The following is a 22,897-nucleotide window of genomic DNA, read 5'->3' on the forward strand; positions in this document are numbered from 1 at the left end:
GCCCAGTCGCTGCCGGGACAAAGTCGGGCCACTGCGCGGCCACAGAATGCCGCCATGGGAACCCTCTACCTTGTGCGCCACGGCCAGGCCTCGTTTGGCTCGGACGACTACGACCGGCTCAGCGAAATGGGCCAGCGCCAGAGCGTGCAGCTGGGCCGCTACTGGGCCGAGCGCGGGCTGGTGTTCGACGCCGTGATCACCGGCACCCTGCGCCGGCACCAGCAGACCTGGGCCGGCATCGCCGAAGGCGCGGGGCTCTCATACGAACCCCTGGCCTGGGCCGGCCTGAACGAGTACGACAGCGAGGCGGTGATCCGCGCCATCCACCCGCACCCTTTGCAGAAGCCGCGCAGCGCCGCCGAAGCCCCCGAGCTCTACCGACACCACTTCCGCCTGTTGCGCGACGGCCTCGCGCAGTGGATGGCCGGCACCGTGAGCCCGCAGGGCATGCCCAGCTACACCGAGTTCGTGCGCGGCGTGACGGGCGCGCTCGACCATGTGCGCGCGAACCACCACGGCCAGAACGTGCTGCTGGTCTCCAGCGGCGGGCCGATCTCCACCGCCGTGGGGCATGTGCTGGGGCTGAGCCCGGAAGCCACGATCGAGCTGAACCTGCGCATCCGCAACAGCGCGGTGACGGAGTTCCAGTTCAATCCCAAGCGCCACACGCTGCTGAGCTACAACACGCTGCCGCACCTGGACCGCGCGGAGTTCAGGGACTGGGCAACTTACGCCTGAGGCTAGACCTTGGGCGGAAAGGCGACGCGCTCGGTGAGCGTGTCCGGTGGCAGCCGGTCGATTTCGCTCAAGAGCTGGGCCAGCGCGCGGCCGGCGGCTTCGAGCACGACCTGGCCCTTGTCGGCGCTGGCGGCGGCGGCGTTGCCCACGGCGCCTTGTGGGTTGTAGTCCTGCATCTGCCAGGCCAGTTTGGCGCTCTTGCCATTGCCCAGGATGGGGAAGCGCTGGGCGCGGCCCTGTGAGGCTGACCGGAAGTGCTCGGCCTCGCGCAGGTGCACCCGCTCGGGTGACAGCGCGAGCATGAGCGAGGTCTCGATCTCGCCCGCGTGGATGCCGAAGCGGTGCTCCTCGGCGCTGAACAGCGCGTTCAGGTCGTGCCCCTTGGCGTCGGTAAGCGGCAAGTGGAACCAGTTCACGCTGTAGACCAGCATGCCCAGCCGCGCGCGCAGGTCGCGCGCCACGAGGTCGAGCGCGCCCACCTGGCCGCCGTGCGCATTGAACAGCACGAGCTTCTTCACGCCGCTGGCCGCCACGCACTCGGCCAGCTCAGTCCACACCCGCATCAGGGTCTCGATCCTGAGCGTGAGCGTGCCCGCGAAACCGGTGTGCTCGGGGCTGTAGCCCACGGCCTGCGTGGGCAGCACCAGCACCGGCAGCTCGCTGGCGATGTGCGGCAAGGCCGCGCGCAGCACACCGTTGACGATGTCCGTGTCGACCGACAGCGGCAGGTGCGGCCCGTGCTGTTCGGTGGCGGCCACCGGCAGCACGGCGATGGCGCGCGCGGTGTCCAGCGCGGCGAAATCGGCGGTGGTGAGGTCGGACCAGAAGCGGGATGGGGCGGACATGCCCGCATCTTAAGTGCGTTAAGCGCGCCCCCGTAAGATGGCCCGATGACCCACGACCTTTTCCGCCAGGACGCCTACCTGCAGCAGTGCGACGCCACCGTGGCGCGCATCGACGAACTGGGCGTCGTGCTCGACCGCACGGTGTTCTACCCCCTGGGCGGCGGCCAGGCCGGCGATGCCGGCACGCTCACCCTGGCCGACGGCACGGCCGTCGCGATCGCCGACACCCGCAAGGGCAAGGACGCCGAAGGCCGGCCCACCGCCGACATCGTGCATGTCCCCGCGCCCGGGCAGGACGCCGCGCTGGCCCGGCTCGCCGCCGGCATGGCGGTCACCGCCCGCATCGACTGGGCGCGCCGCCACCGGCTGATGCGCTTTCACACCGCCACCCACCTGCTGTGCCACCTCGTGCCGGTGCCGGTGAACGGCTGCTCGATCACGCCCGACTACGCGCGCATGGACCTGCACCTGACCGACCCGCTCGACAAGGAAGTGCTCACGCAAGGCCTGGCACGGCTGGTGGCCGAGTCGCACCCGCTGACCGTGGGCGCGATCACCGACGCCGAACTCGACGCCAACCCCGCACTGGTCAAGAGCATGAGCGTGGCCCCGCCGCGCGGCAGCGGCACCGTGCGCACCATCCGCATCGGCGAGGGCGATCGGCTGATCGACCTGCAGCCCTGCGGCGGTACGCACGTGGCGAACACGGCCGAGATCGGGCGCGTGGTGATCACCAAGATCGAGAAGAAGTCGGCCACCACCAGGAGGGTGGTGCTGGGGTTTCAGGAAACACCCCCCGCGTCGCCTTCGGCGCCTCCCCCCTGAAGGGGGACGACACCTGAGGCCCGGCAAAGCCGGTTCCTCGGTGCCTCTGGCCGGGCTCGTTGCTAGCGGTAGATGAAGCGCCGCGACCACGGCAGGCCTTGGGCGGGCTGGCCCGCCGCGCGGCAGATCACCTGGTAGATCGACACCTCGTCGTGTTCGAAGGCCCAGGCGCAGCCCGCGAGGTACACGCGCCAGATGCGCCACTTGCGCTCGTCCACCAGCGGCTTGATCTGCGCCGTGCGCGCCTCGAAGGCCTCGCTCCAGAGCTGCGTGGTGCGCATGTAGTGGCGGCGCAGGCTCTCGATGTCGAAGGCCTCCAGCCCGCCTTCCTGCATGGTGCGCAGCACGGTGCCGATGTGCGGCAGCTCGCCCTGCGGGAACACGTAGCGGTCGATGAAGGTGCCGCCGCCGTGCCGCGTCTCGCCATCCTGCGGATCGGTGCTGGTGATGCCGTGGTTCATGGCCCAGCCGCCGGGCTTGAGCAGCGAGCGGATGTGCCCGAAATACGACGCCAGGTGGTTCAGCCCCACGTGCTCGAACATGCCCACGCTGGTGATGCGGTCGAACGGACCGTCCTTCACGTCGCGGTAGTCCTGCAGGCGGATGTCGATGCGGTCTTCCAGGCCGGCGGCCTTCACGCGCTCGCGCGCCAGCTCGTGCTGGTTCTTCGAGAGCGTCACGCCCACGCAGTGCGCGCCGAACTTCTGCGCCGCGCGCAACACCAGCGCGCCCCAGCCACAGCCGATGTCGAGCAGGCGCTGGCCCGGCTGCAGCTGGATCTTGGTGAGGATGTGGTCGATCTTCTTGACCTGCGCCTCGTCCAGCGTTTCGTCGCCGTTCTCGAAGTAGCCGCAGGAATAGACCATGCGCTCGTCCAGCCACTGGGCGTAGAACGCGTTGGACACGTCGTAGTGGTACTGGATGGCCTCGCTGTCGCTCTCGCGCGTGTGGGCGAAGCGCCGGCGCAGGCGCCCGAGCAGGCCGCCATCGGGCTCGGCGGTCTCGGCCAGGCGGTGCGCCACGGCCAGGATGTCCGCCATCGAACCCTCCACGTCGATCAGGCCCTCCACATAGGCCTGGCCCAGGGTGTCCAGGCCGGGGTCGATGAGCAGCGGCAGCGCCGAGGCGTCGCGCACCCGGATCTCCACCTGCGGCGCATCGAACTCACCCAGGGAGAGCGAAGACGAGCCCCGCTCACCCCAACTCAGGCGCACCGGCAGGTTTACCCGCGACTTGACTCTTTGCGCCCATGGCAGCAAGGCGCGTTCAACGATCGATCCCATGCACAAAACCCTCCATGCTGGTCACCACCCGTCCGCCCCCGGTTGTACCCAAACATGAAAGCCCTGTGAAGCCTGGGTGAAAAGCCCACAGCGTGTCGCTGCGCACGGAAAAACAGTGCTCGCTTATATTTGAGCGGCCTGCCCCAGGAACTTGGGCGCGCCCGGCCTCTCATACCCACGGGCGGCGCCACCGCCCCGCCCCGATCCCCCTGCCTGTTGCCCGATGCCCCTCAACGCCCTTTCCTCGGTCCGCCACGCCACGCGCCACCTGCTCGGCGCCCTGCTGCTGGCGCTCGCCCCCCTCTCGGTGCCCGCCCAGGGCCTGCTGTCGGGTGCGGCACCCGCGCAGACCGTGGTGCAGAGCGACCAGGCGCGTGCCGAGTTGCTGGCCCATGCCCCTGAAGGCGCCGGGCCGGGCCAGCCCATCTGGGTCGGGCTGCAGATCACCCACGCGCCCGAATGGCACACCTACTGGAAGAACTCGGGCGACTCCGGCCTGCCCACCGACCTGCAGTGGACGCTGCCGCCGGGCGTGACGGCCGGGGCCATCGCCTGGCCCACGCCGCGCAAGTTCCCGATTGGCAACCTCGCCAATTACGGCTACGACGGCACCGTGGTGCTGCCGGTGCCGCTGACCGTGGACCCCGGTTTCACCGGCAGCCACATTGACGTCAAGCTCCAGGCGACCTGGCTGGTCTGCCGCAAGGAATGCATCCCGGAAGAAGGGAACTTCGCCCTGCGCCTGCCGGTGCGTGGCTCCACCGGCCTGCACGGTGCCGCCTTCGACGCCAGCTTCCAGGCCGCGCCCAAGGACCAGCCTGCGCAGGACAGCCGCACCGCCCCCGAGCCCGGCTTCCTGAACGTGGCGCTCAGCGGCCTGCCCGCTGCCTGGCGCGGCCAGGCGCTGGAGTTCTTCCCCGAAGCCGCCGGCCTGATCGAACCCGGCCAGCCCTGGACGCAGGCCTGGGACGGCGAGCGCTGGACGGCGCGCGTGCCGCTCTCGCCGCACCGCAGCGACAGCCCGGACCGGCTCACGCTGGTGGTGGCCCAGGCCTCGCCGGCGGGCCAGGGGCCGGGCAGTCCCGGCGTGCGTCTGGACGTGCCGGTGCAAGGCAGCTGGCCGGCCGCCGCGCCCCTGCCCGCCGCGGTGCCCGAGGCGCTGCAGGCCGCGCTGGACGCCAATGCGGCCCGCGCGACCGCCGCCGCCCCCGCGGGCGGCGCCACCTCGCTCACCCTGGGCGCGGCCCTGCTGGGCGCGCTGCTCGGCGGGCTGATCCTCAACCTCATGCCCTGCGTGTTCCCGGTGCTGGCCATCAAGGTCCTGGCCTTCGCCCAGCACGCCGACAACCGCCGCGCCCACCGCGCCAACGGCATCGCTTACACCGCCGGCGTGGTGCTCTCCTTCGTCGCGCTCGGTGCGCTGCTGCTCGGGCTGCGCGCGGCCGGTGAACAACTTGGCTGGGGCTTCCAGTTGCAAAGTCCGGGCGTCGTGGCCGCGCTGGCCGTGCTGTTCACCCTGATCGGACTCAACCTGGCCGGCCTGTTCGAGTTCGGCAGCGTGCTGCCCAGCCGCATCGCCAGCCTGCAGGCGCGCAACCCGACCACCGACGCCTTCCTCACCGGCGTGCTGGCCACCGCCATCGCCTCGCCCTGCACCGCGCCCTTCATGGGCGCCTCACTCGGCCTGGCCATCGCCCTGCCGGCCGCGCAAGCGCTGGCCGTGTTCGCCGCGCTGGGCCTGGGCATGGCCCTGCCCTACCTGCTCGCCAGCTGGGTGCCGGCGGTGGCGCGCGCGCTGCCGCGCCCGGGTGCCTGGATGGCCACCTTCCGCCACCTCATGGCCTTTCCCATGTTCGCCACCGTGGTCTGGCTGCTGTGGGTGCTGGGCCAGCAAAGCGGCATCGACGGCGCGGCCGCGCTGCTCATGCTGCTGGTGGTGCTCGCCCTGCTGGTCTGGGCCCTGGGCCTGCGCGGGCGCGGACGCACCGTGATCGCCGCGCTCTCGCTCGCCGGCCTGGCTTGGCTGGGCTGGACCATCGGCCCGAACGTGACGCGCCTGCAGGACCCCACCCCCGGCCAGGCCGTGGCCACGGCGGTCGAGGGCGTGAGCTGGCAACCGTGGAGCCCGCAGGCGCAGGCCGAGCTGGTCGCGCAAGGCCGCCCGGTGTTCGTGGACTTCACCGCCGCCTGGTGCGTGACCTGCCAGTACAACAAGCGCACCACCCTGGCCGACGCCAGCGTGCTCGGCGACATGGCCGGCAAGAACGTGGCCCTGCTGCGCGCCGACTGGACCCGCCGCGACCCGGCCGTGACGGCCGCGCTCGCCAGCCTGGGTCGCAATGGCGTGCCGGTGTACGCGATCTACAGGAACGGCCAGACCCCGCAGGTGCTGACCGAAGTGCTCAGTGTCGAGGAGGTCCGCGCGGCGCTGGCCCGGCTCTGAGCCGGCCGGGGCCATCGTTCGTCAACCGTTTCATTAGGAGTCCACCATGCAACGCCGTCCCCTGCTCGCCCTGGCCGTCTTTTCGCCCCTGGGCACGATGCTGGTCACGCCCGCGTTCGCAGCCCCCGGTGTGGGCCAGGCCGCGCCCGACTTCAGCCTTCAGGACACCACCGGCAAGCCCGTCCGGCTCTCGGACTTCAAGGGCAAGACCGTGGTGCTGGAGTGGAACAACCCCGGCTGCCCCTTCGTGCGCAAGCACTACCAGGGCAACATGCAGGCGCTGCAGAAGGAAGCCACCACCCAGGGCGTGGTGTGGCTCACGATCAACTCCACGCGCGATGACAGCGCGGACTACCAGTCGCCCCAGCAGCTCGGCCGCTGGATGACCGAGAAACAGGCCAGCCCCACCGCCACGCTGATGGACGAGGACGGCAAGGTGGGTGAGGCCTATGCCGCGCGCGTCACCCCGCACATGTACATCGTCAATGCACAGGGCCTGCTGGTGTACGCCGGCGGCATCGACAGCATCCCCTCGGCGCGGGTGGACGACATCGCCAAGGCCACCAACTATGTGCGCCAGGGCCTGGGCGAACTGCGCGCGGGCAAGCCCCTGAGCGTGGCCACCAGCCGGGCCTACGGCTGTGGCATCAAGTATCGGAACGGGTCGGCGTAGCCGACCCACCCCCTGCGCCGCTTCGCGGCTCCCCCCTGAAAGGGGGGCGACACCTGGGGCCGGCGGAGCCGGACCCTCGGTGTCCCTGGACCGATGCACACCTCACGCAGCGGATCGCGCTTCGTCATGACCCCGCGGGATAATCCCCCGATACCCCCACCCCCAGTCCCCCAATACCGACATGCCCTTTGCCCCCCTGCAGAACGACACTTTTCTGCGCGCCTGCCTTCGCCAATCCACCGATCACACGCCGGTCTGGCTCATGCGCCAGGCCGGCCGCTACCTGCCCGAGTACCGCGCCACGCGCGCGCTGGCCGGCAGCTTCATGGGGCTGGCGACCAACACCGACTACGCGACCGAGGTGACACTGCAGCCGCTGGAACGCTACGCGCTGGACGCGGCCATCCTGTTCAGCGACATCCTCACCGTGCCTGACGCCATGGGCCTGGGCCTGTCGTTCGCCCTCGGCGAAGGCCCGAAGTTCGAGAAGACCGTGCGCACCGAGGCCGACGTGGCCGCGCTCGCCGTGCCCGACATGGACAAGCTGCGCTACGTGTTCGACGCCGTCACCTCGATCCGCAAGGCACTCAACGGCCGCGTGCCCCTGATCGGTTTTTCGGGCAGCCCCTGGACGCTGGCCTGTTACATGGTCGAAGGCGGCGGCAGCGACGACTACCGTGCCGTGAAGTCGCTGATGTACGCGCGCCCCGACCTGATGCACCGCATCCTCGCGGTCAACGCCGACGCGGTGGCGACCTACCTCAACGCGCAGATCGAGGCCGGCGCGCAGGCCGTGATGGTGTTCGACAGCTGGGGCGGCGTGCTCGCCGATGGCAAGTTCCAGGACTTCAGCCTGGCCTACACACGCCGCGTGCTGGCGCAGCTCAAGCGCGAACACGACGGCGTGGTGATCCCGCGCATCGTCTTCACCAAGGGTGGCGGCCTGTGGCTGGACGACATGAAGGACCTCGACTGCCACGCCCTGGGCCTGGACTGGACCGTGAACCTGGCCCGCGCGCGCGCCCAGGTGGGCGAAGGCGCCCACGGCAAGGCGCTGCAGGGCAACATCGACCCCAACGTGCTGTTCGCGCCGCCCGAGCGCATCGAGGCCGAGGTGGCCGCGGTGCTCGAGAGCTTCGGCCGGCCGCACCAAGGCGCTGGCACGGGCCCCACGCACATCTTCAACCTGGGCCACGGCATCAGCCAGCACACGCCGCCGGAGCATGTGTCGGTGCTCGTGGATGCGGTGCATTCGCATTCCCGGCGGCTGCGCCAGGCGGCCTGAAGCGCTTCCATTTTTGCAGCTGGGCCGGGGCTTTTGGCCTGCTCCAGCGCTCGTGGTTCGGCGGATGCAACGCCCCGTTCTGGCGTCATGAAGGCGTCAAAAAGCCGCCGTCTGAACCGGCCATAACACAAATAATGCCGAAAAAGTCACTTGACACGCCTTACTTATGCACAAAACTCGTGCTGCGGTGCGCCATGAGGCTCGCCGCGGCCAGGCGCCAGACAAATCCCACAAGTGCCTCGTAAGTCATTGATTCATATAGATTTTAGTTTCTGCTTTTTTTGCGGGCAGTTTAAGCAAACCCTTGATTTGCAAGGCTTCCGACGGCGCGCAGGCAAACTATCAACAAAGTTATCCACAAAAAGTCTGGATATGTTCTGATGCTCTGTCAAATCAACAACTTAGCGCGAGTTCCGACAGTCCAGCTGAGGAATGGGCGCTAAGCATGGCTTTCTGGCCCAGCGTCGTCGTGGCCACCCCGGCCCACAGCGGGGTGGGCGCCAGCCTGACTTACCGGAGTGAGTTGTCGCTCGCACCGGGCACCTTGGTGCGGGTGCCGCTGGGTGCCCGGGAGGTGCTGGGCGTGGTCTGGGAATGCCCCGACCAGCCCCCCGAAGGCCTGACCGAAGCCCAGACCAAAACCGTGGCCGGCGTGCTCGACGGCCTGCCGCCCCTCAACGCGCGCTGGCGCCAGCTGGTGCGTTTCGCGGCGCAGTACTACCAGCGCAGCCTGGGCGAGGTGGCGCTGGCCGCCCTGCCGCCGCAGTTGCGCGACCTCGATGCCGTGCAACTCGCCCGCCGCCTCAAGAAGCAGCAGAAACAGCAGGCCACGCGGGCGCCAGTGGACGCCACCGAGCAGCCCGCCGCCACCGGCCTGGACCTGAGCGACGAACAGCGCGAAGCCCTCCAGGCGCTCGAAGCCGCGCAAGCCCCGGTGCTGCTGTACGGCGCCACCGGCAGCGGCAAGACCGAGGTCTACCTGCAGGCCACGCAGCACGTGCTGCAGGCGAGGGCCGACGCGCAGGTGCTGGTGATGGTGCCGGAGATCAACCTCACGCCGCAACTGGAGGCGCGCTTTCGCGAGCGCTTCGAGCCTCTGTTCGGTGCAGGTGCCCTGGTCTGCCTGCACAGCGGCATGACGCCCGCGCAGCGCCTGAGCGGCTGGCTCGCGGCGCACACCGGCCAGGCGCGCATCGTGCTGGGCACGCGCATGGCGGTGCTGGCCAGCCTGCCCGGGCTGCGCCTGATCGTGGTCGACGAAGAGCACGACCCCAGCTACAAGAGCCAGGAAGGCGCGCGCTACTCGGCACGCGATCTGGCGGTCTACCGCGCCAAGGTGGAAACCGAGGCGCTGGTGGCCGATGGTGACGACCCGGCGGCGCGCTGCCGCGTCGTGCTCGGCTCGGCCACGCCCTCGCTGGAGAGCTGGCACGCAGCCGACCAGGGCCGCTACCTGCGCCTGGCCATGCCGGCGCGCATCGGCGGCGGCGCGCTGCCGCGCCTGCGCCTGGTCGACATGAACCACCAGCCCAAGGGCGCGGTGCTCGCCCCGCCATTGGTGGCGGCGATGGCCGAGCGCATCGCGCGTGGCGAGCAATGCATGGTGCTGCTCAACCGGCGCGGCTACGCCCCGGTGCTGGCCTGCCACGACTGCGGCTGGAAGAGCGCCTGCCCGCACTGCAGCGCCTTTCGCGTGTTCCACAAGCTGGACCGCACGCTGCGCTGCCACCACTGCGGCTTCACCGAGCGCGTGCCGCGCGCCTGCCCCGAATGCGGCAACCTCGACATCGCGCCCATCGGCAAAGGCACCGAGCAGGTGGAAGAGCAACTCGCCAGCCTGCTGGCCGACGTGAAGCGCCCCGACGGCGGGCCCGCGCGCGTGGCGCGCATGGACGCCGACTCGACCCGCCTCAAGGGCAGCCTGGAACAGCAGCTCGCCACCATGCACAGCGGCGAGGTGGACGTGCTGGTGGGCACCCAGATGATCGCCAAAGGCCACGACTTCCGCCGCATCACGCTGGTGGCCGGCATCAACGCCGACTCCGGCCTGTTCGCCAGCGACTACCGCGCGCCCGAGCGCCTGTTCGCGCTGCTGATGCAGGCCGGCGGGCGCGCCGGGCGCGACGCGGCTTTCGTGAGCAGCCAGGGCAGCGAGAGCGAGCTGTGGGTGCAGACCTGGACGCCTCAGCACCCGCTGTTCGCGGCGCTGCGCCGGCACGACTTCCCGGCCTTCGCCGCGCAGCAGCTGGGCGAGCGCGAAAGCGCGGGCATGCCGCCCTTCGGCCACCAGGCGCTGCTGCGCGCCGACGCCCGCACCCAGCAGGCGGCCCAGGCCTACCTGAACGCAGCCGCGCAGGCCGCCGACGGCCTGCCGCACCGCGACGAGATCACGCTCTACCCGGCAGTGCCGCTGACCATCCAGCGCGTGGCCAACGTGGAGCGCGCGCAGTTGCTGGTGGAGGCCGTCTCGCGCGCCGCGTTGCAGCGCTTCCTGAGCGCCTGGCAGCCGGTGCTGCTGGAGTGCCGCAGCCTGCCGCAGGCGCGTGGCCTGGTCCGCTTCGCGGTGGACGTGGACCCCCTTGCGATCTAGAGGGATCCCCCCGCGCCGCCTGCGGCGTCACCCCCCAGGGGGCAACACCTGCGGGCCGGCGCAGCCGGACCCGCGGTGTTCTGGAGGGCGCCTCTTCAGGCGACGAGGATTTCCGGCATCGGCCAGAGCTGCTCCAGCGTGTGCACCACGTCGCGCAGGCGGAAGGGCTGCAGCAGCAGCCGGCGCACGTCCAGCTCCTTGAGCCGCACCACCAGCTCCGCGTCGGCGCTGGCCGCCATCACCGCCACCGGAATGTCGGCCTCGCAGCGCAGTTCACCCGCGCGCAGCCGCGTGAGCAGAGCCAAGGCCGCGTCGCGCTCGGCCAGCGAGAGCAGCAGGCCGTGGTCGACGTTGCTCTGCATCCATTTCTCGCCCTGGGCGATGCTGGTCGCCTGCTGCAGCCGCACCAGCTGCAACTCGCGGCACACCGAGGCCACGGTGCCGCGCACCAGGCCATCGGGTTCGATCAGCAGCACCTGCGGCCGGCCCGCAGCGGCGCTCACGACACCGCCTCCTCGCGCCGGAACAGCTCCTCCACCACCAAGTCGCGCAGGCCGTTGAGGATGGCCTCGTCCAGTTTGTCGAAATCGCGCGGGCGCCGGTCCATGATGCACAGCGTGCCCACCACCTGCCCATATGGCAGGCGCAGCAGCGCCCCGGCGTAGAAGCGCACATAGGGCTGGCCCACCACCATGGGGTTGTCGGCGAAGCGGGGATCGGCCAGCGCATCGGGCACGATCAGCGTCTTCGCCATCGCCACCGCGTGGCCGCAGAAGGAAATGTCGCGCGGCGTCTCCTGCACATCCTCCAGGCCGAAGGACGACTTGAACCACTGGCGATCGTGATCGACCAGCGACACCAGCGCAATCGGCACGTTGAACTCCTTGGCCGCGAACGCCGAGATGCGGTCGAAACGCGCTTCGGGCGGCGTGTCCAGGATCACCAGGTCGCGCAGCGCCTTCAGGCGCTTCGCTTCGTTGTGCGGCAAAGGGGGCTTGATCATGCGGGCTCCTGGCCGACGCTGTCGCCGGCTCGCCTTGAAGATCGGCAGCCAGCCCGGAAACGTGAGACCCGCAAAGCCGACCACGCTCAAATATAAGTAAATTGCGATATAAGAGCAGGCAAGACTACTGGAGACGACCCGTGCCCCGACTTTCCCTTCGCTGGTGGCTTGCGCCCCTGATCGCCCTGGCCACCTTCGCCGCCCAGGCCCAGCCCGCGGCCGACACCGGCCCGGCCATGACCGTCGAGGCGGTGGGCCCCCACAGCTACTACGTGCAGGGCCTGACCCAGCTGGGCTCGACCAGGAACCAGAACTTCATCAGCAACGCCGGTTTCGTGGTCACCCCCGACGGCGTGGTGGTGGTGGACGCGCTGGGCTCGCCCCGACTGGCCGAGCGGCTCACGCAGGTGATCCGCCAACGGACCGACAAGCCGATCACCCACGTGATCCTGACCCACTACCACGCCGACCACATCTACGGCCTGCAGCACTTCCAGCAACTGGGGGCGAAGATCATCGCGCACAGCGCGTCGCGCGAGTACATCCAGTCGGACACCGCGCGCCTGCGCCTGGAAGCCTCGCGCACCGATCTCGCGCCCTGGATCAACGAGCAGACCCGCATCGTGCCGGCCGACGTCTGGATCGACGGGCCCACCGCCCTGAAGGTCGGCGGCGTGGTGTTCGACCTCACGCCGGTCGGGCCCTCCCACACGCCCGAAGACCTCACGGTGTTCGTGCCCTCGGAGAAGGTGCTGTTCGCGGGCGACCTGTTCTTCAATGGCCGCCTGCCCTTCGTGGGCCAGGCCAACAGCCGCCAGTGGATCCTGTCGCTGGAACGCCTGCTGGCCTTCGACGCCAACGCGGTCGTGCCCGGCCACGGCGCCGCGTCCACCGACCCGAAGAAGGACATCGGCACCACGCGCGACTACCTCAAGCACCTGCGCCAGAGCATGGGCGAGGCTGTCGAGAACTTCGTGCCGTTCGAAGAGGCCTACGACAAGACCGACTGGTCCGCCTTCGAGGCCATGCCCATGTTCGGCCCGGCCAACCGCATGAACGCCTACAACACCTACTTGCTGCTGGAGCAGGAGGCGCTGACCAGGAAATGAAAAGCCCCGGGGCTCGACGTCCCGGGGCTTGGAGTCCAGCGGCCGGCCGGGCCGATCAGGCGATGTCGAACCGGTCCAGGTTCATGACCTTGGCCCAGGCGGCCACGAAGTCCTTCACGAACTTGCGCTGGCCGTCCGCGCTGGCGTACACCTCGGCGTAGGCGCGCAGCACCGAGTTGGAGCCGAACACCAGGTCGTTGCGGGTGGCGGTGTACCGCGGCTGGCCGCTCTTGCGGTCCTTGCCTTCGAACAGTTCGGCATCGGCGCCCACCGGCGTCCACACCGTGTTCATGTTCAGCAGGTTGACGAAGAAGTCGTTGGTGAGCGCGCCCACCCGGTCGGTGAACACACCGTGCTGGCTGCCGTCGGCATTGGCGCCGAGCACGCGCAGGCCGCCCACCAGCGCGGTCATTTCGGGCGCCGTCAGCGTGAGCAGTTGGGCCTTGTCCACCAGCAGCGCTTCCGTCGACGCGGCGCTCTTGCCCGCCTTGTAATTGCGGAAGCCATCGGCCTCGGGCTCCAGCACGGCGAAGGATTCGACATCGGTCTGGTCCTGCCGCGCATCGACACGCCCCGGCGTGAACGGCACGTCCACCGCGACACCCGCGGCCTTGGCGGCCTGCTCGACGCCAACCCCGCCCGCGAGCACGATCACGTCGGCCAGCGAAGCCTTGCCCGAGGCCTTCTGGATCTCCACCAGCTTGGGCAGCGCGGCAACCGCCACCTTGTTGACCGCCCAGTCCTTCTGCGGTGCGAGCGCCAGGCGCGCGCCGTTGGCGCCACCGCGCTTGTCGCCCCCGCGGAAGGTGGACGCAGACGCCCAGGCCACCGAGACCAGCTCGCTCACCGACAGGCCCGAGGCCGCGATCCGGGCCTTGAGGTCGGCGATGTCCGCCGCCGTGGGGTTGTGCGTGGCCGCGGGCAGCGGGTCCTGCCAGATCAGGTCTTCCTTCGGCACTTCGGGGCCGAGGTAGCGGGCCTTGGGCCCCATGTCGCGGTGCGTCAGCTTGAACCAGGCGCGGGCGAAGGCTTCGGCGAACGCCTGCGGGTCGTTGAGGAAGCGCTGGGAGATCTTGCCGAACTCGGGGTCGAAGCGCATCGTCAGGTCGGTGGTGAGCATCTTGGGCTTGTGCTTCAGACCGGGCACGTGCGCATCGGGGATGATCTCCGGCGCGTCCTTGGCGACCCACTGCCTGGCGCCCGCCGGGCTGCGCTCCTCTTCCCATTCGAACTTGAACAGGTTCTCGAAGAAGTTGTTGCTCCATTGCGCGGGGGTCGTGGTCCAGGTCACCTCCAGGCCGCTGGAGACGGTGTCCTTGCCATGTCCACTGCCGAAGTTGCTGGTCCAGCCCAGGCCTTGGGCCTCGATCGTGCCGCCCTCGGGCTCTGCGCCCTTGTGCGATTCGGGCGCCGCGCCATGCGCCTTGCCGAAGGTGTGCCCGCCCGCGATCAGCGCGACGATCTCCTCGTCGTCCATGGCCATGCGGTAGAAGGTGGCGCGAATGTCCTTGGCCGCGGCCATGTAGTCGCCGCTGGCGTTCGGGCCTTCGGGGTTCACATAGATCAGGCCCATGTGCGTCGCGCCCAGGCTCTTGACCAGGACACGGTCGCCCTCGAAGCGCTGGTCGTCACCCAGCCACTTGGTCTCGGCGCCCCAACTCACGTCGGTATCGGGTTCCCACACGTCCTCACGGCCCGCCGCGAAGCCGAAGGTGCGAAAGCCCATGGACTCCAGCGCCACGTTGCCCGCGAGGATCATGAGATCGGCCCAGGAAATCTGCTGGCCGTACTTCTGTTTGATCGGCCAGAGCAGGCGGCGCGACTTGTCGATGTTGACGTTGTCGGGCCAAGAATTCAGCGGCGCGAAGCGCTGCTGGCCGCGGCCACCGCCGCCCCGGCCATCGGTGGTGCGGTAGGTGCCGGCCGAGTGCCAGGCCATGCGGACGAACTGCGGGCCGTAGTGGCCGAAATCGGCGGGCCACCAGTCCTGGCTGTCGGTCATCAACTTGTTCAGATCGGCCTTGAGTGCCTTGTAGTCCAGCTTCTTGAACTCGGCCGCGTAGTCGAACGATTCGCCCAGCGGGTTGGACTTGGCGGAGTGCTGGTTCAGCACATCCATGCGCAGCTGGTTCGGCCACCAGTCCTTGTTGCTGGTTCCGACACCGGAACCGTGGTGGAAGGGGCACTTGGCTTCTGACATGGGGATCTCCTTTGTGGTTGGCGGGGATGAGCCAACGCACTTTAGAGAGCCACCCCCGGAGTGTCAAAACAAATGCCTGGATGAAGGGCATAGGCAGTGCCTATTGCGCTTCAGGTCAGCAGCGCCACGGCCCCGGAGAACGTCAGGAAAGCCGCCGCGGTCGTCACGAGAATGATGCGGGCGATGCGCCCATTGTCCGCGCCGAAGCGCTCGGCCAGCAGCGAGACGTTGCTCGCGCTGGGCAGCGCGGCCACCAGCACCATCACCACCAGCGTCGGCCACGGCAGCGGCGCACCCGCGCGGATGGCCAGCCAGCCCACGGCGAGCACCAGCAGCGGGTGCACGAAGAGCTTCATCAGCGCCACCGGCAGGTAGTCGGCCAGGGGCATGGGGTGGTTGGCGGTCATCTGCGCGCGCGCCAGCACCGCGCCAATGGTGAACAGCGCCACGGGCGAGGCCGAATCGGCCAGCAGCCACACCGTCTGCTCCACCGGCTTGGGCAGGGTGAAGGCCCAGGCCGAGGCCAGGCCGCCGAGCACGATGGCCCAGGGCATGGGGTTGGTGAGCACACCCTTGAGCGCCTTGCGCGTGGCCTCGGCCACCGCCGAGCGGCCCTGGCCCTGCGCCTCGTCCAGGCGCGAGAGCGCGATGCACAACGAGCTGGTGATCACCATGTCCACCACCATGGTGAGGATGACGGTGCCGGCCGCCGACGCGCCGAGCAGGGCCACGATCAGCGGCACGCCCATGAAGCCCGAGTTGGGAAAGGCCGCCACCAGCGCGCCCAGGGACGCGTCGTTCCAGCGGATGCGCGCGTTGCGCGTGAAGGCGATGGTGGCGCCCACCACGATAAGGCCGCACAGCAGGTACAGGCCGGCCACCCAGCCATCGAGCAGCTGCGCGATCGGCGTGGTGGAACCGAAGCGGTACAGCATGCAGGGCAGCGCGAAGAACAGCACGAAGCCGTTGAGCCCGGGAATGGCCTCCAGCGGCAGCAAGCGCCGGCGCGCGGCGACGTAGCCGGCGAGCACGAGCGCGAAGAAGGGGAAGGTGACCAGCAGGATGTGCAGCACGGGGCCGATTGTCTCAGGCGCCCGTGGGCGACCCGCGACACCCCGCCCGGTATGATCCAACGCTCTTTTCCCGCCTTTCCCGACGCCCGCCCGCCTCCCTCCATGTCCCACGGCCTGAACCTCGCGCAACTGGAAGCCGTGAACCACCTAGCGGGGCCCTGCCTGGTGCTCGCGGGCGCGGGCTCGGGCAAGACGCGCGTGATCACGCACAAGATCGGCCGGCTCATCCAGGCCGGCCTGGCGGCCGACCGCATCGCCGCCATCACCTTCACCAACAAGGCCGCCGCCGAAATGCGCGAACGCGCGGCCCAGCTGGTGGGGCGCGACGCCCGCAAGGTGCTGATCTGCACCTTTCACGCACTGGGCGTGCGCCTGCTGCGCGACGACGGCGAGGTGCTGGGCCTGAAGAAGCAGTTCTCCATCCTCGACACCGACGACATCACCAGCCTGCTCAAGGACTGCGGCGGCACCACCGACGCGGCCACCGCGCGCGGCTGGCAGTGGGGCATCAGCGCGTGGAAGGGCGCAGGCATGAACGCGGCACAGGCCCTCGCTCAGGCCAAGGACGAAAACGAGCGCGTGATGGCGACCATCATGGCGCGCTACGAAGAGCGCCTGGTGGCCTACCAGAGCGTGGACTTCGACGACCTCATCACCCTGCCGCTCAAGCTGCTGCGCGAGCACGAGGACGTGCGCGCGCGCTGGCAGAAGAAGATGGGCCACGTGCTGGTGGACGAGTACCAGGACACCAACGCCACGCAGTACGAGCTGCTCAAGCTGCTGGTGGGCGAGCGCGGGCGCTTCACCGCCGTGGGCGACGACGACCAGTCCATCTACGGCTGGCGCGGCGCCACGCTGGACAACCTGAAGAAGCTGCCGCAAGACTACCCCGAGCTCAAGGTCATCAAGCTGGAGCAGAACTACCGCTCCACCAGCGCGATCCTGCGCGCGGCGAACAACGTCATCGGCCCCAACCCCAAGCTGTTTCCCAAGACGCTGTGGAGCGACCTGGGCGAAGGCGAACCGGTGCGCGTGGTCGATGCCGACAACGAGGATCACGAGGCCGAGCGCGCGGTGGCGCGCATCCTGAGCCTGCGCGCGAGCTCGCAGCACAAGGAGTGGCGCGACTTCGCCATCCTCTACCGCGCCAACCACATGGCGCGCCCGTTCGAACAGTCGCTGCGCCGCGCGCAGGTGCCCTACAAGGTCTCGGGCGGCCAGAGCTTCTTCGACAAGGCCGAGATCCGCGACCTCTGCGCCTGGCTGCGCCTGCTGGTGAACAACAACGACGACCCGGCCTTCCTGCGCTCGGCCACCACGCCCAAGCGCGGCATCGGCCACACCACGCTGCAGCAGCTGGGGGCCTTCGCCACGCAGTACAAGCTGAGCCTGTTCGAGGCGCTGTTCGCCAACTCGCTGGGGACCGCCCTGCCCCCGCGCGCGGTGGCCACGCTGCACGAGTTCGGCCGCGCGGTGAACGACCTGGAGTACCGCGCGCGCCACACCGTGGGCCACGAGGCCGCTCGCGCCTTCCTCACCGAGTGGCTCAAGGACATCGACTACGAGAAGCACCTCTACGACAGCGAGGACAACGAGAAGGTGGCGGCCGCGCGCTGGACCAACGTGATGGACTTCTGCGACTGGGTCGCCGGGCGCTGCGGCGGCAAGCTGGAGGAAGAGGACGGCGTGAAGATCGAGAGCGAGCGCAAGAGCCTGCTCGAGGTGGTGCAGACGATCGCCCTGCTCTCCACGCTGAGCGAGCGCGAGCAAGACCAGAACGTGGTGACGCTCTCGACGCTGCACGCCTCCAAGGGTCTGGAGTGGCCCCATGTGATGCTGGTCGGCGTGAACGAGGGCCTGCTGCCGTTCAAGATGGACGAGGAGCCCGGCCAGAGCGACGCGCAGGCGGCCGACATGGCGCAGCGCCTGCAGGAAGAGCGCCGCCTGATGTACGTGGGCATCACGCGCGCGCAGCGCACGCTGGCGGTGAGCTGGCTCAAACGCCGCAAGAAGGGGCGCGAGAGCGTTCCCGGGCAGGCCAGCCGCTTCATCAAGGAGATGGCGCTGGACCAAGCCACCGTGAAGGAAGACCCGCGCGAGAAACTGCGCGCGCTGCGCGCCGAGTTCGCGCAACGCGCCACCGACCAGGCCGCCCAGAAGGCGGCCGACCCCGCCTCATGAAACACCTCTGCCTCGCCGCCGCGTGGGCGCTGCTGGCCGGCGCCGGCCATGCGCAAGCGCCGGCCACGCCCCCGACCGTCTGCAGCCAACCCGGCGACATGGCGCCCAGCCAGCTCTACGGCTTGTGGCAGCTGGTGCTGTGGCCGCAGGAGGGGGGCAGCGAGGCCGCGCCCGCCTCCACCGGCGCGTTGCTGTTCGAGCGCCACCCGGAGTACCCGGACAGCGTGCGCGGCAGCCTGAAGCGCACCACCGCCGGCAACGACCGGCAGGCGGTGGTGTCCGGGGACGTCGTGGACGGCGAGTTCAACCTCGACGAGTCGGCCGACGGCGTGAGCATGGACGCGGTGTGGGAAGGCCTCGTCACCGCCCCGGGATGCGGCCAGGAACTGCGCGGCATCCGCCGCTCCGCCCTGGGGCGCGGCACGCCGCCCGAGCCGGTGATGAATTTCGTGCTGAAGAAAGTGTCGGGCTGGCGCTGAGCCCCTGACGCATCAGGGGCGGGGATTCGCCGGCGGTTGCAGCAGGTGCCGGTTTTCCGGCGCCTGGAAAAAATCCACCAGCACCTGCAGGTCGCGCTTGCTGAACTGCGCGTAACCCTCGCCGGACTCGATGCGCGAAGACATGACGGCCACACCCTCGTCGAAGAAGTGCAGCGACAGGCCGCGGTCCAGCACCACGTCGGTGATCTCACCCTGCGGCGACACGGCCGCGCCGGGGCTGGAGCGGGTGGTGCGGCGCATCAGAAGCCCAGCGCGTGCGGCAGCCAGGTGGAGATCGCGGGCACGAAGGTGAGCAGCAACAGCACCACGAGGTGGGCCCACAGGAAGGGTGGCAGCTCGCGCGTGAGGGCCATCAGCGGCACCTTGGTCGCCACCGAGGTGACGAACAGCAGCCCGCCCACGGGCGGCGTGATCATGCCCAGCGTGAGGTTGACGATGACCACCATCGCGAAGTGGATCGGGTCGATGCCCAGCGCGGCCGCGATCGGCGCCAGGATGGGCACGAGGATGGTGACCCCGGGCAGCGGCTCCATGAAGATGCCGAACAGCAGCAGCAGGATGTTCACCGCGATCAGGAAGGTGACGGGCGAGAGGTCCCAGCCGATGATGGCCTGCGCCAGGTCCTGCGGCACGCCTTCGATGGTGAGCACCCAGGCAAAGGCCGACGAGGCCGCCACCACGAACAGCACCGAGGCGGTGAGCATGGCCGAGCGCGCCGCGATGCCGGGCAGCGCCGACCACTTGAGCGTGCCGTAGACCCATTTGCCGCAGACCAGCGCGTAGAACACCGCGACCACCGAGGCTTCGGTGGGCGTGAAGACGCCGAAGCGGATGCCGACCAGGATGATCACCACCAGGAACAGCGCGGGCACGGCCTTGATGGTGTTCATGAGCATCTCGCGGCCGGTGGGGCGTGGGGCGTCGGAGCGGAAGTCGCGCTGGCGGCAGACCCACCAGTTGACCCAGCTCATGGCGGCGGCGATCAGCAGGCCGGGGATGAAACCGGCGATGAACAGCGCGCCGACGGAGACGTGTTCGTCCTGCAGCGCGTAGATGATCATGATGATCGAGGGTGGAATGATGGGCCCCACGATGGCCGTGCTGGCGGTCAGCGCGGCGGCGTAGGCGCGGTCGTAGCCGGCCTTGTCCATCATGCGCACCATCATCGAGCCCGGGCCGGCAGCGTCCGCCAGGGCCGAGCCCGAGATGCCCGAAAAGATGGTGAGCGACAACACGTTGGCGTAACCCAGGCCGCCGCGCAGGTGGCCAACGAACTGCGAGGCGAAGCGCAGCAGCACCAGCGTGAGCGCCCCGCCCGACATGATCTCGGCCGCGAGGATGAAGAAGGGCACCGCCATCAACGGGAAGCTGTCCACGCCGGTGAACATTTCCTTGAAGACGATGATCTGCGGGTAGTGCCCGCCCAGGGCCACGGCCAGGGCGGCGGCGATGGCGAGCGAGAACGCCACGGGCACGCCGATCAGCATGAGCACGACGGCGGCGACGAACAGGGTGATGACCATGATGGGGGTTCCGCGTCAGGGGCTCAGAGCGAGGCGGCCGCCTCGGCGTCCATCTCGGGCGACTCGTGGAAGCGGCCGTCGATCACGTAGCGCCGCACCAGGAAGGCCAGGTGCACCAGCATCAGGATGAAGCCCGCGGGCAAGGCCGAGTAGATCCAGGCGAACGAGATGCCGGTGGCGGGCGTGGTCTGGAACCGCATCACGCTGGTGTAGACGATGGAGAAGTACGTCATCGAGACGCAGAAACCCGCGATCAGCAGCACCACCAGCGCGCGCAGCACCCGCGCCAGCGGCGTGGGCACGGCCTGGTGCAGGTTGTCGATCGCCACGTGCCCACCGAAGCGCAGCACCAGCCCGGCGCCGAGAAAGGTGCCCCAGATCATGAGGTGGCGCGCGACCTCTTCGGCCCAGACGATGGAGTCGTTGGTGGTGTAGCGCAGCACGACGTTGGCGAACACGATGACGGACATCGCCGCCAACAGCAGGATCAGCACCCAGCGGTTGACGGCCACCAGGGCGTTCTCGAATCGGTCGATCATGGGGGGTTCCTGCGGCGCTCGTGCCAAAGCGAACCACCCGGCACGGGGCCGGGCGGTGGGGGGTCAGACGGTCACTTCGCGTTGGCGATGCGGTCGATCAGCTCTTTGCCGTACTTGGAGGCGTACTGCTGGTAGGCCGGCGAGAGGGCCTGCTGGAACGGCGCCTTGTTGGGCACCTCGGTGATCTGCATGCCCTGGGCGCGCAACTCGTCCACACCCTTCTTCTCGATGTCGTCGACGAACTGGCGCATGGCCTTCGCGCCTTCCTTGGCGCCCGCGGTCACGGCGGCCTTCTGGCCGTCGTTGAGCGAGTCCCAGAACTTGGGCGAGACCAGCAGCATGGCCGGCGAATACACGTGGCCCGTGAGCGCCAGGTGCTTCTGCACGGCCGAGAGCTTGGCCGAGGCGATCACCGAGATCGGGTTCTCCTGACCGTCGATGGTGCCTTGCTGCAGCGCGCCGGTGACTTCGGGCCAGGCCATGGGCGTGGGCGCGGCGCCCAGCGTGCGGAAGGCGGTGATGTGCACCGGGTTTTCCATCGTGCGGATCTTCAGGCCTTTGAGGTCTTCGGGCTTGGTGATCGGGTGCTTGCCGTTGGTGATGTGGCGGAAACCCTGCTCGCCCCAGGCCAGCGCGACCAGGTTGCGCGACTTGAACCTGCCCAGCAGGTCCTGCCCGATCGGGCCGTCGAGCACGCTGCGTGCGTGGTTGATGTCGCGGAACAGAAAGGGAATGTCGGTCACACCGACCTCGGGCACGAAGTTGCTCAGCGTGCCAGAGGAGACGATGGCCGCTTCCACGGTGCCCAGCTGCAGGCCTTCGAGCAGCTCGCGCTCGCCACCCAGCGCACTGGAGGGGAATTGACGGAACTTGAACTGGCCATTCGTGGCCTTCTCGAACGAAGCGGCCCAGGCATTGGCGCCGGCACCGTAGTGCGAGTTCGGGGCCAGGGCGTAGCCGATCTTGACTTCGCGGGTCTGGGCATGCGCAGCGGTGCTGATGGCAAGGACTGCGGCGCCCACGGCCAGCAGGCCGGCGCGGCGGGAAATGGACATCATGTTTGTCTCCGATCGTTGTATGCCGGGTATGGCGGTCGCCACTGTATTGAGATGCCGGCATTCGAGCCAATACCGTTTGCAGGCCTCTGCTATATGATTTTCGTATGCCTGACATCCGGCAACTCCGCTATTTCATCGCCGTCGCCGAAGAGCTGAACTTCATGCGCGCGGCCGAGCGCCTGCACATCAGCCAGCCGCCCCTCTCGGTCCAGATCAAGGCCCTGGAGGAAGAACTCGGGGTGCAACTGTTCGAGCGCACCAACCGGGGCGTGGTCATGACGCCGGCCTCGCAGACCTACTACGTGGAAGTGCGTGCGGTGCTCGCGCGGCTGGAACACGCGCGCATCCTGGCGCAGCGCAGCGCGCGCGGCGACACCGGCTCGCTGGCGGTGGGCTTCGTGTCGATCGCCAACGTCACCATGCTGCCCCAGACCCTCAAGCTCTGCCGCGAGCGCTACCCCGGCATCGAGCTGCACCTGTCGGAAGAGACGCTGGACATGCAGGTGCCCAACCTCAAGACCAACAAGATCGACATTGGCATCGCGCCCGGGCCGATCAACGAGCCCGGCCTGTCGTTCCAGCCGCTGTTCGACGAGCGCCTGGTGCTGGCCTTGCCCGACAGCATGAAGGAGGCGCACATGAAGAGCCCGAGCATGAAGCTCTTCAAGCACCAGCCCTTCGTGCTGTTCGGCCGCCCGATGGCGCCCGGCCTGTACGACGCGGTGCAGGACTACTGCGCGCGCGCCGGCTTCACGCCCGAGATCGTGCAATACGCGCGCCAGATGCAGACCATCATCTCCATCGTGTCCACCGGCCTGTGCATCTCGCTCATTCCGTCCTCGCTCTCGCAGCTGCAGCGCCCGGGCGTGGCCTACGTGGTGCCGAAGGAGCCCAGCCCGATCGTGCGCATGGGCCTGCTCTACCGCACGCAGGATCGCAACCCGGCGGTGAAGAACTTCATCGACATCGCGGCCGAGGCGTCCCGCTCGTGGAAGAAGCGGCGCCCGCCCGCCCTGCGCTGATGGCCGT

General features: G+C 69.2%; 20 protein-coding genes. 10 read left to right on the top strand and 10 right to left on the bottom strand.

Annotated features, from left to right (window positions below; genetic code table 11):
• Positions 1-54 precede the first annotated feature (54 nt).
• Positions 55-738: a histidine phosphatase family protein gene (locus ACODTB_RS22005; protein ID WP_291119856.1), complete on the top strand. Its 684-nt coding sequence runs from the start codon at positions 55-57 to the stop codon at positions 736-738.
• Between the two features lie 2 nt (positions 739-740).
• Here ACODTB_RS22005 and ACODTB_RS22010 read toward each other — a convergent pair whose 3' ends face one another.
• A complete protein-coding gene (locus ACODTB_RS22010) occupies positions 741-1,583 on the bottom strand; it encodes a creatininase family protein (RefSeq protein WP_291119859.1) in 843 nt (280 codons plus the stop codon).
• A gap of 45 nt (positions 1,584-1,628) precedes the next feature.
• Between ACODTB_RS22010 and ACODTB_RS22015 the strand changes: the two genes are divergently transcribed.
• The gene (locus tag ACODTB_RS22015; protein ID WP_291119861.1) at positions 1,629-2,408 is read left to right on the top strand and encodes an alanyl-tRNA editing protein; all 780 of its coding nucleotides are present in this window, start codon (positions 1,629-1,631) and stop codon (positions 2,406-2,408) included.
• A gap of 62 nt (positions 2,409-2,470) precedes the next feature.
• Here the strand turns inward: ACODTB_RS22015 and ACODTB_RS22020 are convergent, their stop codons facing one another.
• Positions 2,471-3,691, bottom strand: coding sequence for a cyclopropane-fatty-acyl-phospholipid synthase family protein (locus ACODTB_RS22020; RefSeq protein WP_291119863.1), 1,221 nt, complete (start codon positions 3,689-3,691; stop codon positions 2,471-2,473).
• Between the two features lie 223 nt (positions 3,692-3,914).
• Here ACODTB_RS22020 and ACODTB_RS22025 point away from each other — a divergent pair, with 223 nt between their 5' ends.
• From ACODTB_RS22025 to priA, 4 genes are all read left to right on the top strand, one after another.
• On the top strand, positions 3,915-6,134 hold the full coding sequence (locus tag ACODTB_RS22025) for a protein-disulfide reductase DsbD family protein (RefSeq protein WP_488929725.1): 2,220 nt from the start codon (positions 3,915-3,917) through the stop codon (positions 6,132-6,134).
• A gap of 46 nt (positions 6,135-6,180) precedes the next feature.
• A complete protein-coding gene (locus tag ACODTB_RS22030; protein ID WP_488929726.1) occupies positions 6,181-6,807 on the top strand; it encodes a redoxin domain-containing protein in 627 nt (208 codons plus the stop codon).
• 181 nt (positions 6,808-6,988) lie between these two features.
• Positions 6,989-8,092, top strand: a complete 1,104-nt coding sequence (gene hemE / locus ACODTB_RS22035; protein ID WP_488929727.1) for a uroporphyrinogen decarboxylase — start codon at positions 6,989-6,991, stop codon at positions 8,090-8,092.
• A gap of 445 nt (positions 8,093-8,537) precedes the next feature.
• Positions 8,538-10,682 (top strand): replication restart helicase PriA, encoded by a 2,145-nt coding sequence (gene priA, locus ACODTB_RS22040; RefSeq protein ID WP_488929728.1) that lies wholly within the window; start codon positions 8,538-8,540, stop codon positions 10,680-10,682.
• A 95-nt stretch (positions 10,683-10,777) separates the two neighbouring features.
• Here the strand turns inward: priA and ACODTB_RS22045 are convergent, their stop codons facing one another.
• A complete protein-coding gene (locus ACODTB_RS22045) occupies positions 10,778-11,185 on the bottom strand; it encodes a response regulator (RefSeq protein WP_291117648.1) in 408 nt (135 codons plus the stop codon).
• Positions 11,182-11,685: a GAF domain-containing protein gene (locus ACODTB_RS22050; protein WP_291117651.1), complete on the bottom strand. Its 504-nt coding sequence runs from the start codon at positions 11,683-11,685 to the stop codon at positions 11,182-11,184. The genes ACODTB_RS22045 and ACODTB_RS22050 overlap by 4 nt, the downstream gene beginning before the upstream one ends.
• 140 nt (positions 11,686-11,825) lie before the next feature.
• Here ACODTB_RS22050 and ACODTB_RS22055 point away from each other — a divergent pair, with 140 nt between their 5' ends.
• Positions 11,826-12,794, top strand: a complete 969-nt coding sequence (locus tag ACODTB_RS22055; protein ID WP_291117654.1) for an MBL fold metallo-hydrolase — start codon at positions 11,826-11,828, stop codon at positions 12,792-12,794.
• Between the two features lie 55 nt (positions 12,795-12,849).
• Here ACODTB_RS22055 and katG read toward each other — a convergent pair whose 3' ends face one another.
• Together katG and ACODTB_RS22065 are read right to left on the bottom strand one after the other, a co-directional pair.
• Positions 12,850-14,994 carry a catalase/peroxidase HPI gene (gene katG, locus ACODTB_RS22060; RefSeq protein ID WP_291117657.1) on the bottom strand — a complete coding sequence of 715 codons (2,145 nt, stop codon included), beginning with the start codon at positions 14,992-14,994 and terminating at the stop codon, positions 12,850-12,852.
• A gap of 110 nt (positions 14,995-15,104) precedes the next feature.
• Positions 15,105-16,067 carry an AEC family transporter gene (locus ACODTB_RS22065; protein WP_291117660.1) on the bottom strand — a complete coding sequence of 321 codons (963 nt, stop codon included), beginning with the start codon at positions 16,065-16,067 and terminating at the stop codon, positions 15,105-15,107.
• 102 nt (positions 16,068-16,169) lie between these two features.
• On the opposite strand from ACODTB_RS22065, the gene ACODTB_RS22070 reads away from it, so the two are divergent.
• Both ACODTB_RS22070 and ACODTB_RS22075 read left to right on the top strand, forming a co-directional pair.
• Complete coding sequence (locus ACODTB_RS22070; protein WP_291117664.1) at positions 16,170-18,248, top strand: ATP-dependent helicase; 2,079 nt, start codon at positions 16,170-16,172, stop codon at positions 18,246-18,248.
• Complete coding sequence (locus ACODTB_RS22075; protein ID WP_291117667.1) at positions 18,245-18,727, top strand: hypothetical protein; 483 nt, start codon at positions 18,245-18,247, stop codon at positions 18,725-18,727. Before ACODTB_RS22070 ends, ACODTB_RS22075 begins: the two co-directional genes overlap by 4 nt.
• A 12-nt stretch (positions 18,728-18,739) precedes the next feature.
• On the opposite strand, the gene ACODTB_RS22080 is transcribed toward ACODTB_RS22075, so the two are convergent.
• The 4 genes from ACODTB_RS22080 to ACODTB_RS22095 form a co-directional block, all read right to left on the bottom strand.
• Positions 18,740-18,988 carry a hypothetical protein gene (locus ACODTB_RS22080; RefSeq protein ID WP_291117670.1) on the bottom strand — a complete coding sequence of 83 codons (249 nt, stop codon included), beginning with the start codon at positions 18,986-18,988 and terminating at the stop codon, positions 18,740-18,742.
• A complete protein-coding gene (locus tag ACODTB_RS22085) occupies positions 18,988-20,271 on the bottom strand; it encodes a TRAP transporter large permease (RefSeq protein WP_291117673.1) in 1,284 nt (427 codons plus the stop codon). The genes ACODTB_RS22080 and ACODTB_RS22085 overlap by 1 nt, the downstream gene beginning before the upstream one ends.
• 23 nt (positions 20,272-20,294) lie before the next feature.
• Entirely contained in the window at positions 20,295-20,810 is a 516-nt protein-coding gene (locus tag ACODTB_RS22090) for a TRAP transporter small permease (RefSeq protein WP_291117676.1), read from the bottom strand.
• A gap of 71 nt (positions 20,811-20,881) precedes the next feature.
• Positions 20,882-21,865 carry a TRAP transporter substrate-binding protein gene (locus ACODTB_RS22095; protein ID WP_488929733.1) on the bottom strand — a complete coding sequence of 328 codons (984 nt, stop codon included), beginning with the start codon at positions 21,863-21,865 and terminating at the stop codon, positions 20,882-20,884.
• A gap of 107 nt (positions 21,866-21,972) precedes the next feature.
• Here ACODTB_RS22095 and ACODTB_RS22100 point away from each other — a divergent pair, with 107 nt between their 5' ends.
• Positions 21,973-22,890: a LysR family transcriptional regulator gene (locus ACODTB_RS22100; RefSeq protein WP_291117682.1), complete on the top strand. Its 918-nt coding sequence runs from the start codon at positions 21,973-21,975 to the stop codon at positions 22,888-22,890.
• Positions 22,891-22,897: the final 7 nt, after the last annotated feature.

It is taken from the genome of Hydrogenophaga sp. FG152 (assembly GCF_057809615.1).

What these genes read in the sequence shown, in the direction of transcription:
- katG (WP_291117657.1), bottom strand. Translation starts at nt 14,994, where the DNA reads ATGTCAGAAGCCAAGTGCCCCTTCCACCACGGTTCCGGTGTCGGAACC.
- ACODTB_RS22075 (WP_291117667.1), top strand. Translation starts at nt 18,245, where the DNA reads ATGAAACACCTCTGCCTCGCCGCCGCGTGGGCGCTGCTGGCCGGCGCC.
- ACODTB_RS22005 (WP_291119856.1), top strand. Translation starts at nt 55, where the DNA reads ATGGGAACCCTCTACCTTGTGCGCCACGGCCAGGCCTCGTTTGGCTCG.
- ACODTB_RS22080 (WP_291117670.1), bottom strand. Translation starts at nt 18,988, where the DNA reads ATGCGCCGCACCACCCGCTCCAGCCCCGGCGCGGCCGTGTCGCCGCAG.
- ACODTB_RS22085 (WP_291117673.1), bottom strand. Translation starts at nt 20,271, where the DNA reads ATGGTCATCACCCTGTTCGTCGCCGCCGTCGTGCTCATGCTGATCGGC.
- ACODTB_RS22095 (WP_488929733.1), bottom strand. Translation starts at nt 21,865, where the DNA reads ATGTCCATTTCCCGCCGCGCCGGCCTGCTGGCCGTGGGCGCCGCAGTC.
- priA (WP_488929728.1), top strand. Translation starts at nt 8,538, where the DNA reads ATGGCTTTCTGGCCCAGCGTCGTCGTGGCCACCCCGGCCCACAGCGGG.
- hemE (WP_488929727.1), top strand. Translation starts at nt 6,989, where the DNA reads ATGCCCTTTGCCCCCCTGCAGAACGACACTTTTCTGCGCGCCTGCCTT.
- ACODTB_RS22010 (WP_291119859.1), bottom strand. Translation starts at nt 1,583, where the DNA reads ATGTCCGCCCCATCCCGCTTCTGGTCCGACCTCACCACCGCCGATTTC.
- ACODTB_RS22100 (WP_291117682.1), top strand. Translation starts at nt 21,973, where the DNA reads ATGCCTGACATCCGGCAACTCCGCTATTTCATCGCCGTCGCCGAAGAG.
- ACODTB_RS22015 (WP_291119861.1), top strand. Translation starts at nt 1,629, where the DNA reads ATGACCCACGACCTTTTCCGCCAGGACGCCTACCTGCAGCAGTGCGAC.
- ACODTB_RS22030 (WP_488929726.1), top strand. Translation starts at nt 6,181, where the DNA reads ATGCAACGCCGTCCCCTGCTCGCCCTGGCCGTCTTTTCGCCCCTGGGC.
- ACODTB_RS22070 (WP_291117664.1), top strand. Translation starts at nt 16,170, where the DNA reads ATGTCCCACGGCCTGAACCTCGCGCAACTGGAAGCCGTGAACCACCTA.
- ACODTB_RS22020 (WP_291119863.1), bottom strand. Translation starts at nt 3,691, where the DNA reads ATGGGATCGATCGTTGAACGCGCCTTGCTGCCATGGGCGCAAAGAGTC.
- ACODTB_RS22025 (WP_488929725.1), top strand. Translation starts at nt 3,915, where the DNA reads ATGCCCCTCAACGCCCTTTCCTCGGTCCGCCACGCCACGCGCCACCTG.
- ACODTB_RS22050 (WP_291117651.1), bottom strand. Translation starts at nt 11,685, where the DNA reads ATGATCAAGCCCCCTTTGCCGCACAACGAAGCGAAGCGCCTGAAGGCG.
- ACODTB_RS22090 (WP_291117676.1), bottom strand. Translation starts at nt 20,810, where the DNA reads ATGATCGACCGATTCGAGAACGCCCTGGTGGCCGTCAACCGCTGGGTG.